Origin of the sequence: Pyxidicoccus sp. MSG2 (assembly GCF_026626705.1) — a bacterium.
Taxonomy (GTDB): Bacteria; Myxococcota; Myxococcia; order Myxococcales; family Myxococcaceae; genus Myxococcus.
The window spans coordinates 8,293,304-8,312,390 of sequence record NZ_JAPNKC010000001.1 but is presented as its reverse complement, the minus strand read 5'-3'; the positions used below and the strand labels follow the sequence as shown (position 1 = coordinate 8,312,390).

General features: G+C 71.2%; 12 protein-coding genes. 9 read left to right on the top strand and 3 right to left on the bottom strand.

Annotation, left to right across the window (positions count from 1 at the left end; translation table 11 throughout):
- The first annotated feature begins 34 nt into the window (after positions 1–34).
- The 4 genes from OV427_RS32680 (at position 35) to OV427_RS32665 (ending at position 4,192) form a co-directional block, all read left to right on the top strand.
- The gene (locus OV427_RS32680; RefSeq protein WP_267860127.1) at positions 35–298 is read left to right on the top strand and encodes a molecular chaperone DnaJ; all 264 of its coding nucleotides are present in this window, start codon (positions 35–37) and stop codon (positions 296–298) included.
- Positions 299–366: 68 nt separating this feature from the next.
- Complete coding sequence (locus OV427_RS32675) at positions 367–1,074, top strand: hypothetical protein (protein ID WP_267860126.1); 708 nt, start codon at positions 367–369, stop codon at positions 1,072–1,074.
- Between the two features lie 85 nt (positions 1,075–1,159).
- Entirely contained in the window at positions 1,160–2,608 is a 1,449-nt protein-coding gene (locus OV427_RS32670; protein ID WP_324290016.1) for a hypothetical protein, read from the top strand.
- An 18-nt stretch (positions 2,609–2,626) separates the two neighbouring features.
- Positions 2,627–4,192, top strand: a complete 1,566-nt coding sequence (locus OV427_RS32665) for a beta-ketoacyl synthase N-terminal-like domain-containing protein (RefSeq protein WP_267860124.1) — start codon at positions 2,627–2,629, stop codon at positions 4,190–4,192.
- A 4-nt stretch (positions 4,193–4,196) separates the two neighbouring features.
- Here OV427_RS32665 and OV427_RS32660 read toward each other — a convergent pair whose 3' ends face one another.
- Both OV427_RS32660 and OV427_RS32655 read right to left on the bottom strand, forming a co-directional pair.
- Positions 4,197–4,745 carry a hypothetical protein gene (locus OV427_RS32660; protein WP_267860123.1) on the bottom strand — a complete coding sequence of 183 codons (549 nt, stop codon included), beginning with the start codon at positions 4,743–4,745 and terminating at the stop codon, positions 4,197–4,199.
- A gap of 137 nt (positions 4,746–4,882) precedes the next feature.
- On the bottom strand, positions 4,883–5,989 hold the full coding sequence (locus OV427_RS32655) for an RNA polymerase factor sigma-32 (RefSeq protein WP_267860122.1): 1,107 nt from the start codon (positions 5,987–5,989) through the stop codon (positions 4,883–4,885).
- A gap of 68 nt (positions 5,990–6,057) precedes the next feature.
- Here OV427_RS32655 and OV427_RS32650 point away from each other — a divergent pair, with 68 nt between their 5' ends.
- Positions 6,058–8,517 (top strand): DEAD/DEAH box helicase, encoded by a 2,460-nt coding sequence (locus OV427_RS32650; protein ID WP_267860121.1) that lies wholly within the window; start codon positions 6,058–6,060, stop codon positions 8,515–8,517.
- A gap of 11 nt (positions 8,518–8,528) precedes the next feature.
- Here OV427_RS32650 and OV427_RS32645 read toward each other — a convergent pair whose 3' ends face one another.
- A complete protein-coding gene (locus OV427_RS32645) occupies positions 8,529–9,032 on the bottom strand; it encodes a helix-turn-helix domain-containing protein (RefSeq protein WP_267860120.1) in 504 nt (167 codons plus the stop codon).
- 61 nt (positions 9,033–9,093) lie between these two features.
- Here OV427_RS32645 and OV427_RS32640 point away from each other — a divergent pair, with 61 nt between their 5' ends.
- The 4 genes from OV427_RS32640 to OV427_RS32625 all read left to right on the top strand — a co-directional run bounded on the left by OV427_RS32640 (position 9,094) and on the right by OV427_RS32625 (position 19,087).
- Positions 9,094–10,323 (top strand): Glu/Leu/Phe/Val family dehydrogenase, encoded by a 1,230-nt coding sequence (locus tag OV427_RS32640; protein WP_267860119.1) that lies wholly within the window; start codon positions 9,094–9,096, stop codon positions 10,321–10,323.
- A 129-nt stretch (positions 10,324–10,452) separates the two neighbouring features.
- Positions 10,453–11,670, top strand: a complete 1,218-nt coding sequence (ilvA, locus tag OV427_RS32635) for a threonine ammonia-lyase (protein ID WP_267860118.1) — start codon at positions 10,453–10,455, stop codon at positions 11,668–11,670.
- A gap of 59 nt (positions 11,671–11,729) precedes the next feature.
- On the top strand, positions 11,730–13,124 hold the full coding sequence (locus OV427_RS32630) for a peptidase MA family metallohydrolase (protein ID WP_267860117.1): 1,395 nt from the start codon (positions 11,730–11,732) through the stop codon (positions 13,122–13,124).
- A gap of 125 nt (positions 13,125–13,249) precedes the next feature.
- A complete protein-coding gene (locus OV427_RS32625) occupies positions 13,250–19,087 on the top strand; it encodes a DUF6982 domain-containing protein (protein WP_420718299.1) in 5,838 nt (1,945 codons plus the stop codon).

The window sequence follows — 19,087 nt, the reverse complement described above, 5'->3', positions numbered from 1 at the left end:
CGGGTACTCGCATTCCCCGGTATAGAAGGCCCCCATGGCAAAAGGCGGACAGACGCCCCCGGACCCCGGCTCGGCGGACGTGAGGGCCGCCTGGGCCCGCAAGGAGGCCGGCGACGTGGCCGGGGCCCGGCGGGACGCCGAGCGCATCCTGGCCCAGAACCCCTCCCCCGAGGACCGGGCCGAGGCCGAGGAACTGCTCCGGCGCACCTCCACGCCCCGCCACCTGTTCGGCTTCGCCCTGCTGGGCGCCGCCATCCTCGTCGTGCTGGTGGTGCTCGCGCTGTCCCGTTACGCGTAAGCTCATCAGCGCGCGTCCCGTTCCGGACGCGCACCGCTTCGCATCGCAGAAGCAAGGAGACCCAAGTCATGGAAGGCCTTCTCCAGGCCCTCAGGGCGTACGAGACGTTCAACCCCTCGGGCTGGGTGGGCATCTACCGGCTGCTGCCCATGTGGGCCGGCATCATCTGCTGTGTCGTCGGGGTGACGTTGCTGCTGGCGGGTGGCGGGCGGATATTTCGCGTGCTCGCGGGGCCCCTCGGCGCGCTCTTGGGCGTGTGGTGCACCGGCATCGTCACCACGAAGCTCGGCATGCCGGAGGTGGTGCCGAGGCTGCCCACCATCGTCGCGGCGGTGCTGCTGGCGCTGGGCTTCCTCTTCCCCCCGGCCATCACCTTCGTGGGCCTGGGCGTGCCGCTGGGCCTGGTCGCCGGGCAGATTGCCGGGCCCCAGGACTTCCTGCTGGGCTTCGCGCCGGGCTTCATCATCGGCGGACTGGTGGGCGCGCTGCTGCATCGCGTGGTGGCCACGCTCGTCGCGTCGTCGGTGGGCGCATGGGTGCTCGTCATCGGCGCGCTCGCGGCGCTGCACCAGTTCGGCGGACTGGTGGCCGCCGTGGCCAGCCGCCCGTGGGGCGTCATCGTCGCGGCGGGCCTCTTCGCCATCGCCGGCGCGGTGTACCAACTGGCCGTCCGTCCCTCGCCCGAGGATGCGGACAAGCAGAGCGCCGAGCGCGAGCGGCTGAAGCAGCGCCAGGCGGAGCAGCGGGCGCTCGAGAAGCGCTGGGGGGTCAAGTAGCCCCGACCGCGGCGCGCTTTACGTCCACCTCCCTGGCGCGTACATTCCGCCGCCTTTCCCCCCGGAATCCCCCCGTAAAGGACTGATGGGCCAGGTCAGGCGCAAGGACAAGGACAAGGAGAAGCCGCAGGAGCCCCCCCCGGAGCCCGCGCCCGGACAGGAAGCTCCCGTGTCTTCTGATGTGTGGGTGAAGCCGCAGGGGATGTCCCGTCGTGGCTGGTTCCTGCTCGCCGGCATCATCCTCCTCATCCAGTTCCCCCTCATCCACCACGCCCTCATCCGGGGCCGCGCCGACGTGACGGCCGCGGTGCCCTACTCCCAGGACTTCTCGGACCCGGCCGTGGTGAAGCGCGACTTCTTCTCCACCGGCGGCTTCTGGCGCACCGTGGACGGGGCGTTGCTCGCCCCGGGCGTGAAGAACAACCCGCTCTGGCTCCAGGCCCCGCTGCCGGACGACGTGGCCGTCGAGTTCGACGTCCGCTCCGAGTTCCCGGAGGGTGACGTGCGGCTGGAGATTTTCGGCGACGGCATGGACCCGGCCTCGGGCTACGTGCTGGTGCACGGCGGGTGGAACAACTCCCTGTCCGTCATCGCCCGCAAGGACGTGGGCGCCCCCAGCATGGACGCCCTCAAGCGCCGCGCCAGCCGCGGCGACGGGACGGCCGACCTGGTGGCCTCCGGCGTCTACGACGAAGACACCCGGGTGCGCGTGGAAGCGCGCGGCACGCCGGTGCAGGCGGGCCGCACGTACCACTGGCGCGTCGAGCGGCGCGGCCAGAAGCTCAAGTGGAGCATCGACGGCCAGCTCATGCTCGAGCTGGATGACCCGCTGCCCCTCAAGGGCCCCGGCAACGACAGGCTGGGCCTTTCCGGCAACGAGTCTCAAATCTTCTTCGACAACCTGCGCGTGGACACGCCGGACCGGCTGGCCGCCGCCGCCCCCGTGGCCGCCGCGCCCCTGCCGCCGCCCGGCCCCTACGCGGACGACTTCAACCGCGCCACGCTGGGCGACGCGTGGAACGTCACCAACCCCTCCGCGACGAAGCTGGAGGACGGCGCGCTGGTGGTGGAGCTCATCCACAACCGCCCCGTGTGGCTGAAGCAGCCCATCCCCGCCAACGCGACGATTGAGTTCGACGCCTGGTCGGACAGCCCCGAGGGCGACATCAAGGTGGAGGCCTGGGGCGACGGCCGCTCCTTCTACGCGGGCGACCTGCGCCTGCAGTACACCGCCACCGGCTACGTCTTCATCCTCGGCGGCTGGCGCAACACCCAGTCCGCCATCGCCCGGCAGACCGAGCACACCCCCGACCGCGCGCTGCGCGACGGCCAGGTGGTGGTGCCGGGCAAGCATCACCACTTCAAGATTACCCGCCGCGGCGGCCACATCGCGTGGGAGCTGGATGGCCAGCCCTTCCTCACCCTCCAGGACTCCGCCCCGCTGGAGGGCGCGCGCAACCAGTTCTTCGGGTTCTCGGGTTGGAAGACCCGCGTGCACTTCGACAATCTGAAAATCGAGCCGCTCTCCCCCTAGCGGCAAGGAAAGCCTCACGTGCGCAGAGTTGGCATCTTCGGCTGGGGCGTCGTCGCCCCCAAGTCCAGGAACATCGAAGCTTTCGAGCGTAACCTCACGTCCTCGGAAAGCTGGCTGTCCCCCTTCAACGGCTTCGGGCCGGACAACTTCCTCGTCGGCATGCCGGAGTTCGAGCTGGCCGACTACAAGCCGTGGATTGACGCGCGCTTCCCCGGCAGCCGCTTCTCCCAGCTCGAGCGGAAGATGGGCCAGCCGACGCAGTTCGCCATCGGCGCGTTCATCCAGTCGCTCCAGCAGAACCCGGGGCTGGAGCAGGAGCTGCAGGCGCTGGGGCCCCGCGCCCACGTCTATGTGGGCACCGGCCTGGGTGACCTACCCACCATCCAGTCCATCTCCCTCGACTTGTACCGCGCGCAGCGCCGGTGGGACCGCTTCTGGTCCGCCCCGGAGCGCAACGCCGCTTTGCGCCAGTGGCTGGAGACGCGCGAGCCGCTGCCCGGCCTGCCCCCGGAGCCCTCCACCGTCGAAGAGGCCACGCGCGACGAGGCCGAGGACGCGTGGTGGCACTTCTGGGCCGGCCGCTCCCCCGAGCTGCGCGAGTACCTGACGGAGCTGCGCGACATCGAAGCCATTGGCGTGCCGGACGAGGGCGACGTCGAGTCCGCCAAGCTGGCCGTCATCAAGGAGAAGCGCACCCGCAACGCCCGGCTGCAGAAGAAGTGGATGTCGCCGGAGCCGCCATGGAACGCCGTCTCCTCCAACGTGCTGTGGAACATCCACAACACGCCGGCCTCGCAGATTTCGATGATGGGGCGCATCACCGGCATGACGTTCGCCCCGGTGGCCGCGTGCTCGTCCTTCGGCTACGGCCTGCGGCTGGCCATCAACGCCATCCAGCTGGGCCAGGCCAAGGCCGTTGTCATGGGGATGACGGACCCGCCGCCCACCCCGCTCGTCGTGGGCGGCTTCTACAACGCCCGCGTCATCTCCGCGGACGCCGCCGTCTCCAAGCCCCTCACCGCGCTGCGCGGCACGCACATCGCCGGCGGCTCCGTCGTCTGGGTGCTGGGGGATTTGGAGCACTTCCTGTCCAAGGGCTTCAAGCCGCTGGGCATGGAGCCCGTGGCCGTGGGCGTCACCGCCGACGCGGACCACATCATCACCCCGTCCAAGGAAGGCCCCACGCTGGCCATCCGCGAGGCGCTGGCCGGCGCCGGCCTCACGCCCCAGGACGTGGGCAGCTGGGATTTGCACGCCACCGCCACCCCGGGTGACTTCCTGGAGGTGCAGAACCTGCGGGACGTGCTGCCGGAGACGGTGCTGATTACCGCGCGCAAGGGGACTTTCGGCCACGGCATGTCCGCGGGCGGCGGCTGGGAGCTGACGGCCCAGTACCTGGGCTACGGCAGCGGCAAGGTGTTCCCCACGCCGCTGAAGCAGGCGGAGCTCAACAAGCAGATTTCCCGCGTCCATGGCCGCTTCGTCTTCGACGAGGCGGTGGCCACGCCCGCGGGCTGCGCGGGCAAGCTGTCCATGGGCGTGGGTGGCATCAACGCCTGCGTGATTTCGCGGCCCTGGAAGTAGCCGCTCAGGGGTGGGCGGACTTCGCGTCCGCCTCCAGCTTCGCCGCCCCCTCCGGGTCGATGCGTTGGAGCAGCGCCAGCTCCAGCTCCGTGTCCCGCGAGGAGCGATTCTCCGTGGGCAGCGAGCCGCTGGCGGTGCTGCCGTTGGCGGCCGCGGCGCGCTCCCGGCTGTTTCGCACCACGCCATCCGTGTAGCCCACGCCAATGGACTGCGAGGTGCGGTCCAGCCGCGTCACCCGCAGGCTGACGCCGCCATTGGCCAGCCGGAGGCCCTCCACGAGGAAGCGCGAGGAGGTGGTGGGGCCCAGCGTGCCGCCCCCCGACTCCCGCCACTCCGTCTCCAGCACGAAGACGCCCGGGTTCTCCCGCCACGAGAGGCCCCGCTCCTTCAGCTCCTGGTGCACCGCCGGCCAGATTTCCACCAGCTCCTTCCGGTAGACGTGGTGCGACGCCTGGTCGCGCATGTAGTTGTGCCGGAACGTGTTGGAGCAGCCGGCGAGCGCCAGCGTGGCGATGGCGAGACACAGTCCCGCGGTGCGGGTGAAGCGGTGCATGAGGGGCCCCCTGGGGTCGGAGATGAACGGTGCCGGACGGACAGCATATCGCCGCCGTCCGGCCATGTATCCCAGGGGCTCCCGGCTTTCGGGGAATGCCCGCCTGGCCTCCGAGCCCCTGCCTCCCGGCGGGCCCGTCAGGCCTTGGGGGTCGCCACCAGGTCGAAGTCGGGGATGTGCTCGCGCATGAACTCGCGCATCCGGTTGATGAGGGCGGCCTCGATCTGCCGGGCGCGCTCGCGGCTGACGCCGTACTTGTCGCCGATGTCCTGGAGGGTGAGGGGCTCGTCGGAGGTGAGCCGGTTCTCGAAGATGTAGCGCTCCTTGCCCTCCAGCGTGCGGGCGAACTCGGCCAGCTTGTCGCGGAAGAGGGCCTTGAGCTGCTCGGCGCCGAGCCGCTCGTCGACGGCCATGGCGCCCGAGGGCAGGTAGCGGTCCGCGCGCGTCGCGCCGGAGTCCTCGTCCCCGCGCAGCGGCGCGTCGATGGACATCTCGTCGTGCCCCAGCCGCTGGTCCATCTCCACCACGTCCTGCTCGGAGACGTTGAGCCGCTCCGCCAGCAGCTTGGGGCTGGCCTCGAAGCCCTGGGAGATGAGCTTCTCCTGCTCCTGGCGCAGCTTGAAGAAGAGCTTGCGCTGGGCCTCGGTGGTCCCCAGCTTCACCATCTTCCAGTTGTCCATGATGTAGCGGAGGATGTAGGCCCGAATCCACCACGCGGCGTAGCTGCTGAGCTTCACGCCCCGCTCCGGGTCGTACTTCTTCACCGCCTGCATCAGCCCGATGTTGCCCTCCTGGACCAGGTCCAGCAGGGACAGCGGGTTGCGGTGGTACTCGTGCGCCAGCTTGACCACCAGGCGCAGGTTGGAGGCCACCAGCCGGTAGGCCGCCCCCACGTCCGCCGTGTCCCGGTATTTCCGGGCGAGGGCCATCTCCTCCTCCCGCGTCAGCAGGGGGTGGCGCTGCACCTCCGCCATGTAGGCCTGGAGGGGGTCCTTCGTGGTGAGGCTGGACGACTCCGCCCGGGCCAGGGCCCGGGTGGGGACGAGGGGGGCGCTCACGTCCACCTCGGGCTCCACCTCGGCCAGTTCGGCCGGGTCCGGCTCCACGGCGTCCGGGTCGACCTGCGCCTCGGCCTCCTCGGGCTGGGCGTCGCCCCCTTCCGCGTCGACCACGGCCGGGGTGACCGGGCGCTTCGCGCGAGAGCGGGGGGTCGCTTCTTTGGTTCTCTTCCTCCCATTCGCCATGGGCGCTCCATACAGCAAAGTGCTGCGATTGTTGCCAGAGGGTAATGCAGGGGCTATGCCCATGCTTGATGAGCGACAACCAAGAGCCCATGCCGGGAAGCCCGGCACCTGACGAAGCCCCGACCCGTCCCGCCGAGTACGTCGCGGACATCGGCTTCGACGAGATGAACCTCTCCGAGCCCCTCCGCCGCGCGCTGGCGGATGTCGGCTATACCAACCCCACCCCTGTCCAGGCCCGCGCCTTCAAGCCGGCCATGGAAGGACGAGACCTCATCGTCCGCAGCAAGACGGGAACCGGCAAGACGGCCGCCTTCGGCCTGCCCCTGCTGGAGAAGATTCCCGCGGACGAGAAGCGCGTGCGCGCCCTCATCCTCTGTCCCACCCGCGAGCTGGCCATCCAGGTGGCGGAAGAGTTGCGGACGCTGTCCAAGTACAAGGGCGTGAAGGTGGCGGCCATCTACGGCGGCGCCTCCATGAAGCAGCAGGAGGACGCGCTCGAGGAAGGCACCCCCATCATCGTCGGCACCCCGGGCCGCGTCTTCGACCACATCAACCGCGGCAACCTGAAGCTGGACGGGTGTGACCACGCCGTCCTGGACGAAGCGGACGAGATGCTCAACCAGGGCTTCTACGAGGAAGTCACCCGCATCCTCGACCGCCTTCCGAAGAACCGGCAGGTGCTGCTCTTCAGCGCCACCGTCCCCACCGACATCCAGAACCTCATCGCCCGCTACACGACGAACGCGGAGACGCTGCTGCTGTCCGGCGACGTCTTCACGGTGGAGCACATCCACCACATCCGCTACGACGTGTCGGACGCCTTCCCCAAGCCGCGCAACCTCATCTACGTGCTGGAGAAGGAAGAGCCGCAGAACGCCATCATCTTCTGCAACACCCGCGACGACACGGCGCTGGTGACGGCGGTGCTCAACCGCAACGGCTTCGACGCGGAGTTGCTCAACGGAGACCTGCCGCAGAAGGAGCGCGAGCGGGTGATGGGCAAGGTGAAGCGCGGCGAGGTGGCCTTCATGGTCGCCACGGACATCGCGGCGCGCGGCATCGACATCTCCGGCCTGGAGTACGTCATCAACTACTCGCTGCCGGAGGACGCGGCGGTGTACCTGCACCGCGTGGGCCGCACCGGCCGCATCGGCAACAAGGGCACCGCCATCAACCTCTTCTCCGGGCGTGAGCTGGCGACGTTCACCACGCTGGAGAAGAAGTACGGCATCAAGTTCGAGATGCGCGAGATGCCGGCGCCCGAGGAGGCGATGCGGCTGTGGACCGAGCGCCACGTGCGCGAAATCCACGAGGCGGCGGGCTCCTCCATCTTCGAGGGCTTCCTGCCGCTGGCCTCGCAGCTCAAGACGCGCACGGACGCCGAAGACCTCATCGCCTTCCTGCTGAAGTACTTCTTCAGCCACCTGCGCATGGAGAAGGCGGCGGCGCAATTCGCGGCCGAGGGGCGCGAGCCTCCCCAGGAGCGCAAGTTCGAGAGCCGCGACAGCGGTCGCGGCGGGCGCGGCGACAAGCGCGGCGGAGAGCGGCGCGAGCGTGGAGACCGCGAGGAGCGCCGGGAGCGTCCGCCCCGCGCCGAGCGGCCGGAGCGCACCGAGCGGCCGGAGCGCGCGGAAGCGGCCCCGGAGCGCGAGCGGCGCCCCCGACGGGACGAGCCCCGCCGTGAGCGCGGCGAGGGTGCCCGTGGCGCGGCGGCGCTGGAGGCCGGCCCCGGCGAGGTGAAGCTGTGGGTCAACCTGGGCACCGCGGATGGCCTCGGGCCGGGCAGCATCGCCACGGCGATGGAGGACGCGGGCGCTCCGCTGGGGAAGATGGTGCGCGCCGAATTGCGCCCCACCTTCGCGTACGTCTTCGTCGCGGAAGAGGACGTGCCCGGCTTCGAGGCCCTCAACGGCAAGCAGCACGGCTCCAAGGTGCTGCGCGTGGAGCGCAGCAAGCCGCGCACCGAGCGCGACTCCGCGCCCCGCCCGCCCCCGTCTCCGGACGCGGCCCCCGGCGAGGCGAAGCTGTGGACGAACCTGGGCACCGATGACGGCATGGACGAGGCGAAGCTGCCCGCCGCGCTGGAGGCCCTGGGCGCGCCCGCGGGCAAGGTGCTGAAGGTCGTGATGCGCCCCACCTACGGCTACGCCTACGTGGCCGAGGCGGACGCCCCGGCCTTCGAGGCCCTCAACGGCAAGCCGCACGGCGAGAAGCCGCTGAAGGTGGAGCGCCACCGCCCTCGCGGCGCCCGCGAGGAGCGCCGTCCGAGGAGCGACGCCCTGCCGGACGTGCCGGGCCAGACGCGCCTGTGGGTGGGCCTGGGCCGCCAGGACGGGCTGGACGAGGCGGCCGTCACCGCCGCGCTCGAGGCCGCGGGGGCTCCCGCCGGCAAGGTGGTGCGCATGGACCTGCGCCCCACGTACGCGTACGTCTTCGTCGCCGACGAGGACGTGGCGGGCTTCGAGACCACGCACGGCAAGCCGCACGGCGACCGGACGCTGAAGGTGGAGCGCGCGAAGAAGAAGTAGCGCGCGGGCCGTCAGCCCGCGGTGCCCGCTCCGGCCGCCTTCCTGCGCCGCTCACGATGGTAGTGGGCGGTGCACAGGCTCCGGGCGAGCACCGGCTTGCCACACCCGGGCTCGCCGCAGCGGGCGGGCTCGGGGCGGGACGCCGCCACTCCAGGGGCGCCGTCCTCGCTGAACAGCACCTCCGCCACCGCCAGCAGCCGGTCCAGGTCCATCCGCGACAGGCGGCGGGCCCGGGCGAAGGCCTCCAGCCGGTGCAGGCCCACGTCCTGCGTGTCGTCCAGCCGGAGCAATTCCCACAGGGGCATCTCCAGCGCGGAGGCCACCTGGAGGAGCGTCTCGTAGCTGGGGCTGCGCTCGCCGCGCTCCAGCAGGGACGCGAAGGAGACGGAGATGCCGCACCGGGCGGCGAAGTCCTCTTGAGTGAGTCCGCGTCGCTCGCGCAGCGCGCGGATGCGCCGGGCCAGTTCCTTCAGGTATCCGCTCGCGGAGGCGAGGTCTGGCGGGCCGGCCGGCATGGCAGTTTCCTATGGTAGCGCACCCCTTCTGTTAAGGTCTCGCGCGAGGAGCATTCGAGCCATGAGCGCCGTCGACGGCACCAACTATTTCTTCCGCAAGGCCGCGCGGATCATGGACGTCGGCACCCCCATCGAGACGCTGCTCGCCACGCCCCTGCGCGAGGTGAAGGTGCAGGTCTCCATCGAGATGGACTCGGGGGAGATTCGCACGTTCCTCGGCTACCGGATTCAGCACGACAACAGCCGCGGCCCCATGAAGGGCGGCCTGCGCTACCACCCGCTGCTGGACCAGGACGAGTGCGCCTCGCTCGCGTCGCTGATGACGTGGAAGACGGCGGTGGTGAATGTGCCCTATGGCGGCGCCAAGGGCGGAATCGCGTGCGACCCGTCGCAGCTGTCCATCAAGGAACTGGAGCGGCTCACCCGCAAGTTCGTGGACCAGATACAGGACGTCATCGGCCCCACGCGTGACATCCCCGCCCCCGACGTCAACACCAACCCCCAGGTGATGGCGTGGATCATGGACCAGTACTCGCGCTACCACGGCCACTCGCCGGCGGTGGTGACGGGCAAGCCGCTGGAGCTCTATGGCTCCAAGGGCCGAGAGGCGGCCACCGGGCGCGGCCTGCTCTACGTGTGCCGTGAAATCATGAGGGACCTGGGCCTGCCCGTGAAGGGCACGCGCTTCGCGCTGCAGGGCTTTGGCAACGTGGGCAGCCACACCGCGCAGCTCCTCTGGGAGGACGGCGGCGTGGTGGTGGCGGTGGCGGACGTGCTGGGCGGCGTGCGCAACCCGCAGGGCCTGGACATCCCCTCCCTCTTCGAGCACGTGAAGCGCACCGGCACGGTGACGGGCTTCACGGGCGGCACGCCGTGCACCAACGAGGACGTGCTCACCGCGGACTGCGAGGTGCTCATCCCCGCCGCGCTGGGCCACGTGCTGACGCGGGACAACGCCAACGCGGTGCGCGCGAAGCTCATCATCGAGGGCGCCAACGGCCCCACCCAGCCGGAGGCGGACGAAATCTTCGAGAAGCGCGGCATCTTCGTGGTGCCGGACGTGCTCGCCAGCGCGGGCGGCGTGACGGTGAGCTACTTCGAGTGGGTGCAGAACCTCCAGCACCTGTCGTGGGAAGAAGAGCGCGTCAACGCGGAGCTGGAGAAGACGATGAAGGAGGCCTACGAGCGCGTGGCGCAGATTGCCCGCTCGCGGAAGGTCTCCATGCGGACGGCCGCCTACATCCTGGCCATCGGCCGGGTGGGCAAGGCCACGGTGCTGCGCGGCATCTGACGCGGCCCGGCACGGTGCCACCGGGTGTCCTCCGGTGGACGTGCCGCATTGCAGCGGGACGCTCGACAGGACGGCTGCCCGGCGCGTGTCTCTTCCGCCCGGGGCCCGCATCCGGTACACGCGCCCCACATGGTCACCCTCCAGGACATCCTTGCCGCGCGGGAGCGCCTGCGTCAGGTCATCCGCCCCACCCCGTGCCCGCAGTCCGACTACTTCACGGAGAAGACGGAGTGCGCGGCGGTGTTCTTCAAGATGGAGAACCTCCAGCGCACGGGAGCCTTCAAGGAGCGCGGCGCGCTCAACAAGCTGCTGACGCTGTCGCCGGACGAGCGGCGCCGGGGCGTCATCGCCGCGTCGGCGGGCAACCACGCGCAGGGCGTGGCGTACAACGCGCTGAGGCTCGGCATCAAAGCCACCATCGTGATGCCGGAGCGCACGCCGCTCATCAAGGTGTCGCGCACGCGTGACGAGTACAAGGCGCGCGTGGTGCTCAAGGGCTCCAACTTCGACGAGGCCTACGCGGAGGCGCTGCGCATCCAGAAGGAGGAGGACTCCGTCTTCGTCCACCCCTTCAACGACCCGCACGTCATCGCCGGCCAGGGCACCATCGGCCTGGAGCTCCTGGAGCAGTGCCCGGACTTGGAAGTGGTGCTCGTGCCCATCGGCGGCGGCGGGCTCATCTCCGGCATCGCCTGCGCGCTGAAGGAGAAGAAGCCCGGCATCCGCGTGGTGGGCGTGCAGACGGCCACCATCGCCAGCATGAAGGCGTCCATCGAAGCCGGCCGCCTGATGGACCTCACCGCCGCGGGCACCACGATTGCGGACGGCATCGCCGTGAAGCGCGTGGGCGAGCTGACCTTCCCCATGGTGCAGAGGTACGTGGATGACGTGGTGGCGGTGGACGAGGAGGAAATCGCGGCCGCCATCCTCACGCTGCTGGAGCAGGAGAAGAGCGTGGTGGAGGGCGCGGGCGCGGTGGGCCTGGCCGCGCTGCTCAGCGGCGACGTGCCGCAGGCGAAGGGCAAGCGCACCGCCATCATCCTCAGCGGCGGCAACATCGACATGAACGTCATCAGCCGCATCATCGAGCGCGGCCTGGTGAAGACGGGGCGCCTGGTGCAGCTGGAGGTGCGGCTGCCCGACAGGCCCGGCATGCTCGCGAAGCTCACCAGCCAGGTGGCGGATTTGCGCGCCAACGTGGTGGAAATCCATCACGAGCGCGCCTTCTCCAAGGCGGGCCTGGGCGAGGCCATGGTGGAGGTGACGCTGGAGACCACCGGCCCCGGCCACATCGAGGAGCTGATGCAGGCCCTGCACCAGCTCGGCTGGCAGGTGGCACGCAAGTAACACCGGGACGGCAAGGGGGTCTTGCATGACTGCGCGGGGGCTCGGCCATACTGGCGGGCATGCGTGCCCTGCTCGTCGCCCTGGTCCTCGCCGCCGCCCCGCCGCCGTCCGCCCAGAAGGCGAAGGAGCTGGCCGCGAGCCGCGCCTGGGAGGACCTGTACCTCGCCTTCGCCTCCGGTGAGGTGAAGGACGTGCCGGACGCGCAGCGCCGCACCATCTCCGGCGCGCTCCTCAAGGGGTGCGAGGCCCTGTTGGGCGAGGACCCGGTGATGGCGTACTCGCTGGGCGAGCGCGCCGCCGTGTACGACGAGTCCGCCGGTGCGCTGCGGTGCCTGGCCCGCTCGGCGCGCAAGACGGACCAGCGGGCCTCCGCCGAGGCCGCCCTGCGAAAGGGCATGGAGAAGCACCCCAAGGACGGCGCCTTCCCCCTGGAGCTGGGCCGGCTGCTGCTGGAGGAGCAGGACGCCGCGGGGGCCCTGGCGGTGCTGGAGAAGGTGCCGCCCCGCTCGCGCGAGGCCGCCGAGGCGAAGCGACTGGTGCAGCAGGCCCGCGCGAAGACGAACGAGGAGGGCGCGGCGCGCAAGGAGGCGGAGCGGCTGGAGCAGCTCATGAATGGCAAGGGGGGAGGACGGCGGCCGGCGGGGACGGAGCTGGAGGTCGCCCCGGCGACGGGGCGTGGGGACAAGGGCGAGACGCGCTCGGCCAGCCTCACCTACGAGTCCGGCACGGACACGGGGGGCATGCGAACACGCTCCAACAGCCGCTTCGTCATCCGCTACTTCAACAACCAGCGCGACTTCGGCCAGCGCGCCGACTACGAGGGCCGCGTCGTCGCCGCCCTGGACGAGGCCTACGACTTCACCCTGCGCGAGATTGGCGAGACGCGTGAAAGACCGGTGGACGTCATCCTCTACACCCGCGAGGAGTTCAGCCTCCACTTCGGCAAGCAGCGGGCCCAGATGATCGCCGGGCTCTACTCGGACGACGCCATCCGCATCAACGACGCGGCGGAGATGAGCCAGGAGACCCGGGCCACGCTGGTGCACGAGTACGTCCACGCCGTGCTCGACAGCTACACCCAGGGGGCTCGGGACACCCTGCCCGTCTGGCTCAACGAGGGGCTGGCCGAGTACGTGGAGTGGCGCTACCTGGGGGAGGAGTCCCCGCCGAACCGCATCGTCCGCAACGCGATGACCAGCGCGGCCAAGGCCGGAAAGCTGCCCCGACTGGCGGAAATGGCGGATCAGTCCCTCATCTTCTCCAGGAACCCGAGCGTTGCCTATGCGACGTCCGCCATCGCCGTGAGGGAGCTGGTGCGGCGGGGGGGGGCCGAGCGGCTCATCACCTTCATCCGAGAGGTGGGAGGGGGAAGACCCATCGAGGAGGCCCTGCGGGACCACTACGGGGAGACCCTGGCCTCCCTCGACGAGGACGTGCGGGCTGCTCTCCAGTAGGGGAGGCTGCCAACCGAGCCCGGTCCAATTGGTTTACCCCTCCCCGGGAGTCCCCTACACTCGCAGCCCCCCATTCACGCTGCGGCAGTACCCTGCGAAGTACGCTGTCCGCAGCAAGGTGACGGATGTCGGACACGCGCGCGGCGATGAGAGAATTTCGCTTCTTGGACGAGAAGCGGAAGCTGGGAAGCCTGTCTCCGGTGGAGGAGGCTCGTTGGAATGAGCTGCGCGGGCTCCTGGGCATCCAGGATGCGGCCCCCGTGTCCGAGGCCGCCTGGCAGCAGCAGGCGGCGCCCCAGGGCTACTACGGCGCCGATGGCCAGTGGTACGCCTACCCCGCCGGCTACGCCGAGCAGCAGCCCCAGGGCTACTACGGCGCGGATGGCCAGTGGTACGCCTACCCCGCTGGCTACGCCGAGCAGCAGCCCCAGGGCTACTACGGCGCGGACGGCCAGTGGTACGCCTACCCCGCCCAGGGCTACGCGCAGCCGGGTTACGACCCGAACGCGCAGGCCTACGCCCAGCCGGGTTATGACCCGAACCAGGGCTATGCGCAGCCGGGTTATGACCCGAACGCGCAGGCCTACGCCCAGCCGGGTTATGACCCGAACCAGGGCTATGCGCAGCCGGGTTATGACCCGAACGCGCAGGCCTACGCGGGCTACCCGCAGCAGGGCGGGTACGACCCGAATCAGCAGGCGTATGACCCGAACGCGCAGGGCGGGTACGACCCGAACCAGGGCTATGCGCAGCCGGGCTATGACCCGAACGCGCCGCAGGGCCATGCCGGTTGGGAGACTGATCCGAACGCGCAGCAGGGCTACGCCGCGGACCCCGCGCAGCAGCAGGCCTATGCGGGCCATGCGCAGCAGCAGCCCTACTCCGGCTATGGGCAGCAGGACCCGAACGGCTACGCGCCGCAGGCTCCCGCCGAGCAGGATGCGCTGGCCCTCAGTGCGGACGACATCGACATCCCCGCGCTGAGCGAGCCCGCGCCGTGGATGACCCCTGGCGCCGCGGAGACCCCGGCCGCTCCGGAGCAGGAGACGCAGGGCTCCGAGGAGCAGCCGGCCGTCGAGGCCGCGGCCCCCGCCGAGGACGTGCTCGAGGTGTCGGAAGGGGACGTTTCGGTCGACACCACCCCGGACCCGTCCGCCTCGTTCGCGGACGTCAGCGTGGACCTGATGGAGTCGGACGCGGCGGCCGAGAGCGCGGAGCCGCTGCCCCAGGCTTCGAGCGCGACGGTTGCGGAGGATGACTTCTCCTCGATCGGCGAGCCGGAGCAGGCCCAGTCCGTTTCCGCCACCGAGCCCGAGGCGTCGCTGGAGGCGTCGTTCGCCGACCTGTCGATGGAGGTCGAGTCGGAGCCGGAGGCTCCCGCCGCGCCCGAGAACGTGGAGTCGGCGTCCGCCGAGCTGGAGGTGGCGTCCTCCGAGGTCGAGCTGGTCGACGCAACGGCCGAGAGCGAGCCCCTGCTGGCCGAGGAGCACACGCCCATGGACGAAGCGTGGGCATCCGCCCCGCTCGCCGTGGAGGCCGCGCAGGGTGAGGTCGCGGACGCGGGTGACCTCATCGAGGTCGCGGCGATGGAGGATGCCACTCCGGCCGAGGATGCCGACGTCGAGTTCATGGCCCAGGACATGGGCGCGACGACTTCGGGGGCTTCCGAGGAGACCGGGGCGGTCGCCACGGATGCAGCGCAGGCGGGCGCGGAGATTGCGCTCGATGCCTCCGACATGATCGAGGCCGCGTCTGCGGACGAGGCCGCTCCGGTCGCGGAGACTGCGTCGGACGATTGGAGCTCGGTCGAGGCGGAGCCGGCTGCGGAGGCTGCGTCGAACGATTGGAGCTCGGTCGGGGCGGAGCCGGCCTCGTTCGAGGAGGGCGCGGCGGGTGAGTGGAGCGCCGCGGCCGAGGCGACTCCGGCCGTGGAGAACGCGGCGGGCGAGTGGAGCACGCCGGGCGAGACGGCCTCTCTCGAAGAGGGCGCGGCGGGTGAGTGGAGCACTGCGGCCGAGGCGACTCCGGTTGCCGAGGCTGCCGCGAGCACCTGGGACTCCGGCACCCCGCCCGAGACGGGCACCTTCGCCGAGAACGCGGAGAGCACCTGGGACTCCGGCACTCCGGCCGAGGCGACTCCCGTTGCGGAAGTCGCCGCGAGTGCATGGGACTCGGGCACGCCTGCCGAGACGTCGTCGTTCGAGGAGAACAACTGGGACGCGGGCGCTTCGGGCGAGGCGGCTCCGGGCACTGAGAACGCAACCGGTGGGTGGGACGCGAGCGCATCGGGCGAGACGGCTCCGGTCGCCGAGAACGCGGCAAGTGAGTGGGTAACGCCTGGCGAGGCGACCTCGTTCGAGGAGAACACGGCGACCGAGTGGAACGCGGGCGCTTCGGGTGAACCGAACTCGTTCGAAGAGAACGCGGCAGGCGCCTGGGACTCGGGCACTCCTGCCGAGGCCCAGACGTCCGCGGAGTTCGATGCGTCCACCGAGAGCACTGCGCACTTGGCGAGCACGGAGGCCGAGGCCTCTTCGGTGCAGCTCACCCAGTCCGCCGAGAGCGAGAGCGCTCCCGAGGACCTGACGGGTGCGGCGGAAATCGCACTCGATGCGTCCGACGTGAGCGAGGCCGCTCCAGCGGAGATTGCACTCGATGCTTCCGATGTCAGCGAGGCCGCCCCGGCCGAGATTGCGCTCGACGCTTCCGACGTGAGCGAGGCCGCCCCGGCGGAGATTGCACTCGACGCTTCCGACGTCAGCGAGTCGCAGGCGTCTTCCTCCGAGATTGCGCTCGATGCGTCCGACGTGAGCGAGGCCGCCCCGGCCGAGATTGCGCTCGACGCTTCCGACGTGAGCGAGGCCGAGCCCTACGCGGACTCCGGCTACGAGGACGCGCAAGTGTCTGCCGCGGTGGAGTCTCCGGACGCAGCGGGCGCGACCTGGGAGCAGGGCGCGTCGGCAACGGCCGAGGAGATTGCGCTCGACGCTTCCGACGTGAGCGAGGAGTCCGCTCCCGCCTCGTCTGTTGGCTCCGAGGAGAGCGTGCCCACGATGGAGCTGGGTGCCGCCGACGCGACGGACTTCGCCTCGATGGAGGCTTCTGCCCCCGGCGCGGAGGAACCGTCGCTCGATGTCATGGACATCGAGTCGGCCCCCGAGAGCTCGGAGCCGCCCACGTTCGACGCGGCCGACCTCGGCACCGAGGTGGAGCCCGAGGCACAGGCCGGGTCTCCGTTCGCGACGTCTGACGTGCCGTCGCTCGAGATTCGCTCGGTGCAGGTGGGCCCGGACCTCCAGGCCGACACGCTCGAGATTGCCGGTGGGTCTGCCGCTCCCGCCGCGAGCGAGTACGTGGGCCCGCCTTCCTCCCAGGAGATGTTCGACCTGAGCGGCAACCCCGAGGAGGCGGTGCCGCTCGCAGCCGCGGGCGAGTTCGTCGAGTACCGCAGCTTCACGTCCGCCGATGACCGGGGCATGGAGCTCCGGAGCGACGGACAGTCCACTGTTGCCGGCTGGAGCGGGGACTCGGCGGACGCCGTGCCGCTCGCGAGCAATGCCGACTTCGTGTCGGAAATGGGTACGACCGGCGAGGCCTGGAACAACACGGCCGACACCTCGGCGGTGGAGCTCCAGTCCGAGTGGACGCCGGACACCGCGACGTCCAGCACCTCCGAGGAGTCAGCGGCCATCGAGCTGCAGCCCGAATGGGTGTCGGCCGAGACGCCCGCGACCGACCCGGGCGCCGCCACGGCGTCGAAGTGGGCCAGCGCGGAGACGGACGACGCGTCCGCCAACGCCCAGCAGGCCGAGTGGGCGACTCCCGCCACCGAGGCCGCGCCGTCCGAGTGGACCGCCGCCCCCGCCGAAGAATCCGCACCCGTCGAGCTCCAGGCCGAGTGGGCGCCCCCTGTCGAGGAGGCGGCACCCGAGGCCGCCCAGCCCGAGTGGGCCACGCCTGTTGAAGAGGTCGCCGCGGACGCGGTGCAGTCCGAGTGGGCCACGCCTGCCGAAGCCGCGCCCGAGGCCGCCCAGCCCGAGTGGGCCACTCCCGCGGAAGAAGTCGCCGCCGACGCCGTGCAACCCGAGTGGGCCACGCCTGCCGAAGCCGCGCCCGAGGCCGCCCAGCCCGAGTGGGCCACTCCCGCGGAAGAGATCTCCGCCGACGCCGTGCAGTCCGAGTGGGCCACGCCCGCCGAGGAGCTCGCCCCCGAGACTGCCCAGGCCGAGTGGGCCACGCCCGCCGAGGAAGTTCCGGCCGAAGCGGTTCAGGCCGAATGGGCCACGCCCGCCGAGGAGCTCGCTCCCGAGGCCGTTCAGTCCGAGTGGGCCACGCCTGCCACCGAAGCCGCCCCCCAGGCCGAGTGGAGCGCGTCCGAAGAAGTCGCCGCCGAGGATGTGCAGGCCGAGTGGGCCTCCCCCACCGCTGAAGCCGCTCCCGCCGAGGCACAGCCCGAGTGGGCCACGCCTGTCGAAGAGCTGGCTCCCGAGGCCGTCCAGGCCGAGTGGACCCCCGACGCCGCTCCGCAGGCCGCCCAGCCCGAGTGGGCCACGCCCGTCGAGGAGCTCGCGCCCGAGGACGTCCAGGCCGAGTGGTCCGAGCCCGCGGCCGACGGTGCCCAGCCCGCGTGGGCCGCCGCCACGCCCGCGCAGCCCGAGTGGAGCGCCCCCACCGCCGAAGCCGCTCCCGAGAGCGCCCAGGCCGAGTGGGCCTCCCCCATGGAGGAGCTCCCCGCCGACGCCGTCCAGGCCGAGTGGGCCACGCCCGCGGCCGAGGCCGCTCCCGAGGAGCTCCAGCCCGAGTGGGTGACGCCGGAGGCCGAGCCCGCTCCCGAGTGGAGCGCGCAGCAGTCCGCCGCCTCCTCGCAGTGGAGCGAGACGCCCGCCGAGGAAATCTCCGTCACCGACGCGCCCACCGAGGCCGCCCAGTCCGAGTGGAGCGACGCACCGGTCGAAGTCGAGCCGGAATGGAACTCCACGCCCGCGCAGACGGACTCGCCCTTCGGCGCGCCCGCCCAGGCGGTGCCCTGGGAGCAGGAGCCCGCCACTCCCGAGCAGCCGTGGGCCGAGGAGCCCCCGGCGGCTCCGGCCTGGCAGTCCGGCAGCAGCCCCTTCGGCACCCAGGCCCAGGACTTCGCCTCGGCGGAGCATGACGCCGTGGACGTCAGCCTCGACGCCCCGCCGCCCTCGCCCGCCGAGGAAGAAGTCCCGGTGGAACTCGAGTCCGAGCAGGAGCTCGCTGAAATCGACCTCGTGGAGGAGTCCGTGGAGCCGCCGCCCGCGGCCTACGCGCCGCCTCCGCCCGCGCCTGTCGCCGCCGTCATGGCCGCCGCCGCCGTGGCTTCCTCCGCCGTGTCGTCCGTCCTCCGGACTCCCGCCAGCGCCGCCCCGGCGCCCAGGGCCTCCGCGAGCACCCCGGTCGTCATCCCGCCCTCGCCCGTCGTGACGGCCGCCCCGAACACCCGGGCTTCCGTCGCCGTGCCGGCCGTGGCCCCCGCCGTCGCCGAGCCCACGCCGCCCGCCAACCAGCTCCGCGCCGCGCGCGAGCCGTTCTTCGCCCAGCCGGCCGTGGTGGACTCGGCGCCCATCACCTCCTTCGTGGAGGGCGAGCACCGCGTCATCATCCACACCGTCGAGGGCCAGGTGAAGCGCGGCACCATCCGCGACGCGGACCTGCTCGACGAGGTCATCTCCCTGGAGCAGCAGAGCGGCTACGCGCCCGAGCAGATTCCAGGCAAGCGCGTGAAGGCCATCTTCTTCATGCTCACCGCCGGCTCGCGCCAGCCGCAGGCCGAGGGGCAGAAGATTCGCGTCACCTTCAACGACGGCCGCCAGGTCGCGGGCTTCTCGCAGGACTTCAAGGGCGCCACCCCGGGCTTCTTCGTCATCCCCGCGGACCAGCGCACCAACACCGCCCGCATCTTCATCTACCGCTCCAGCGTGCAGGCGGTGGCGGAGGGCTGA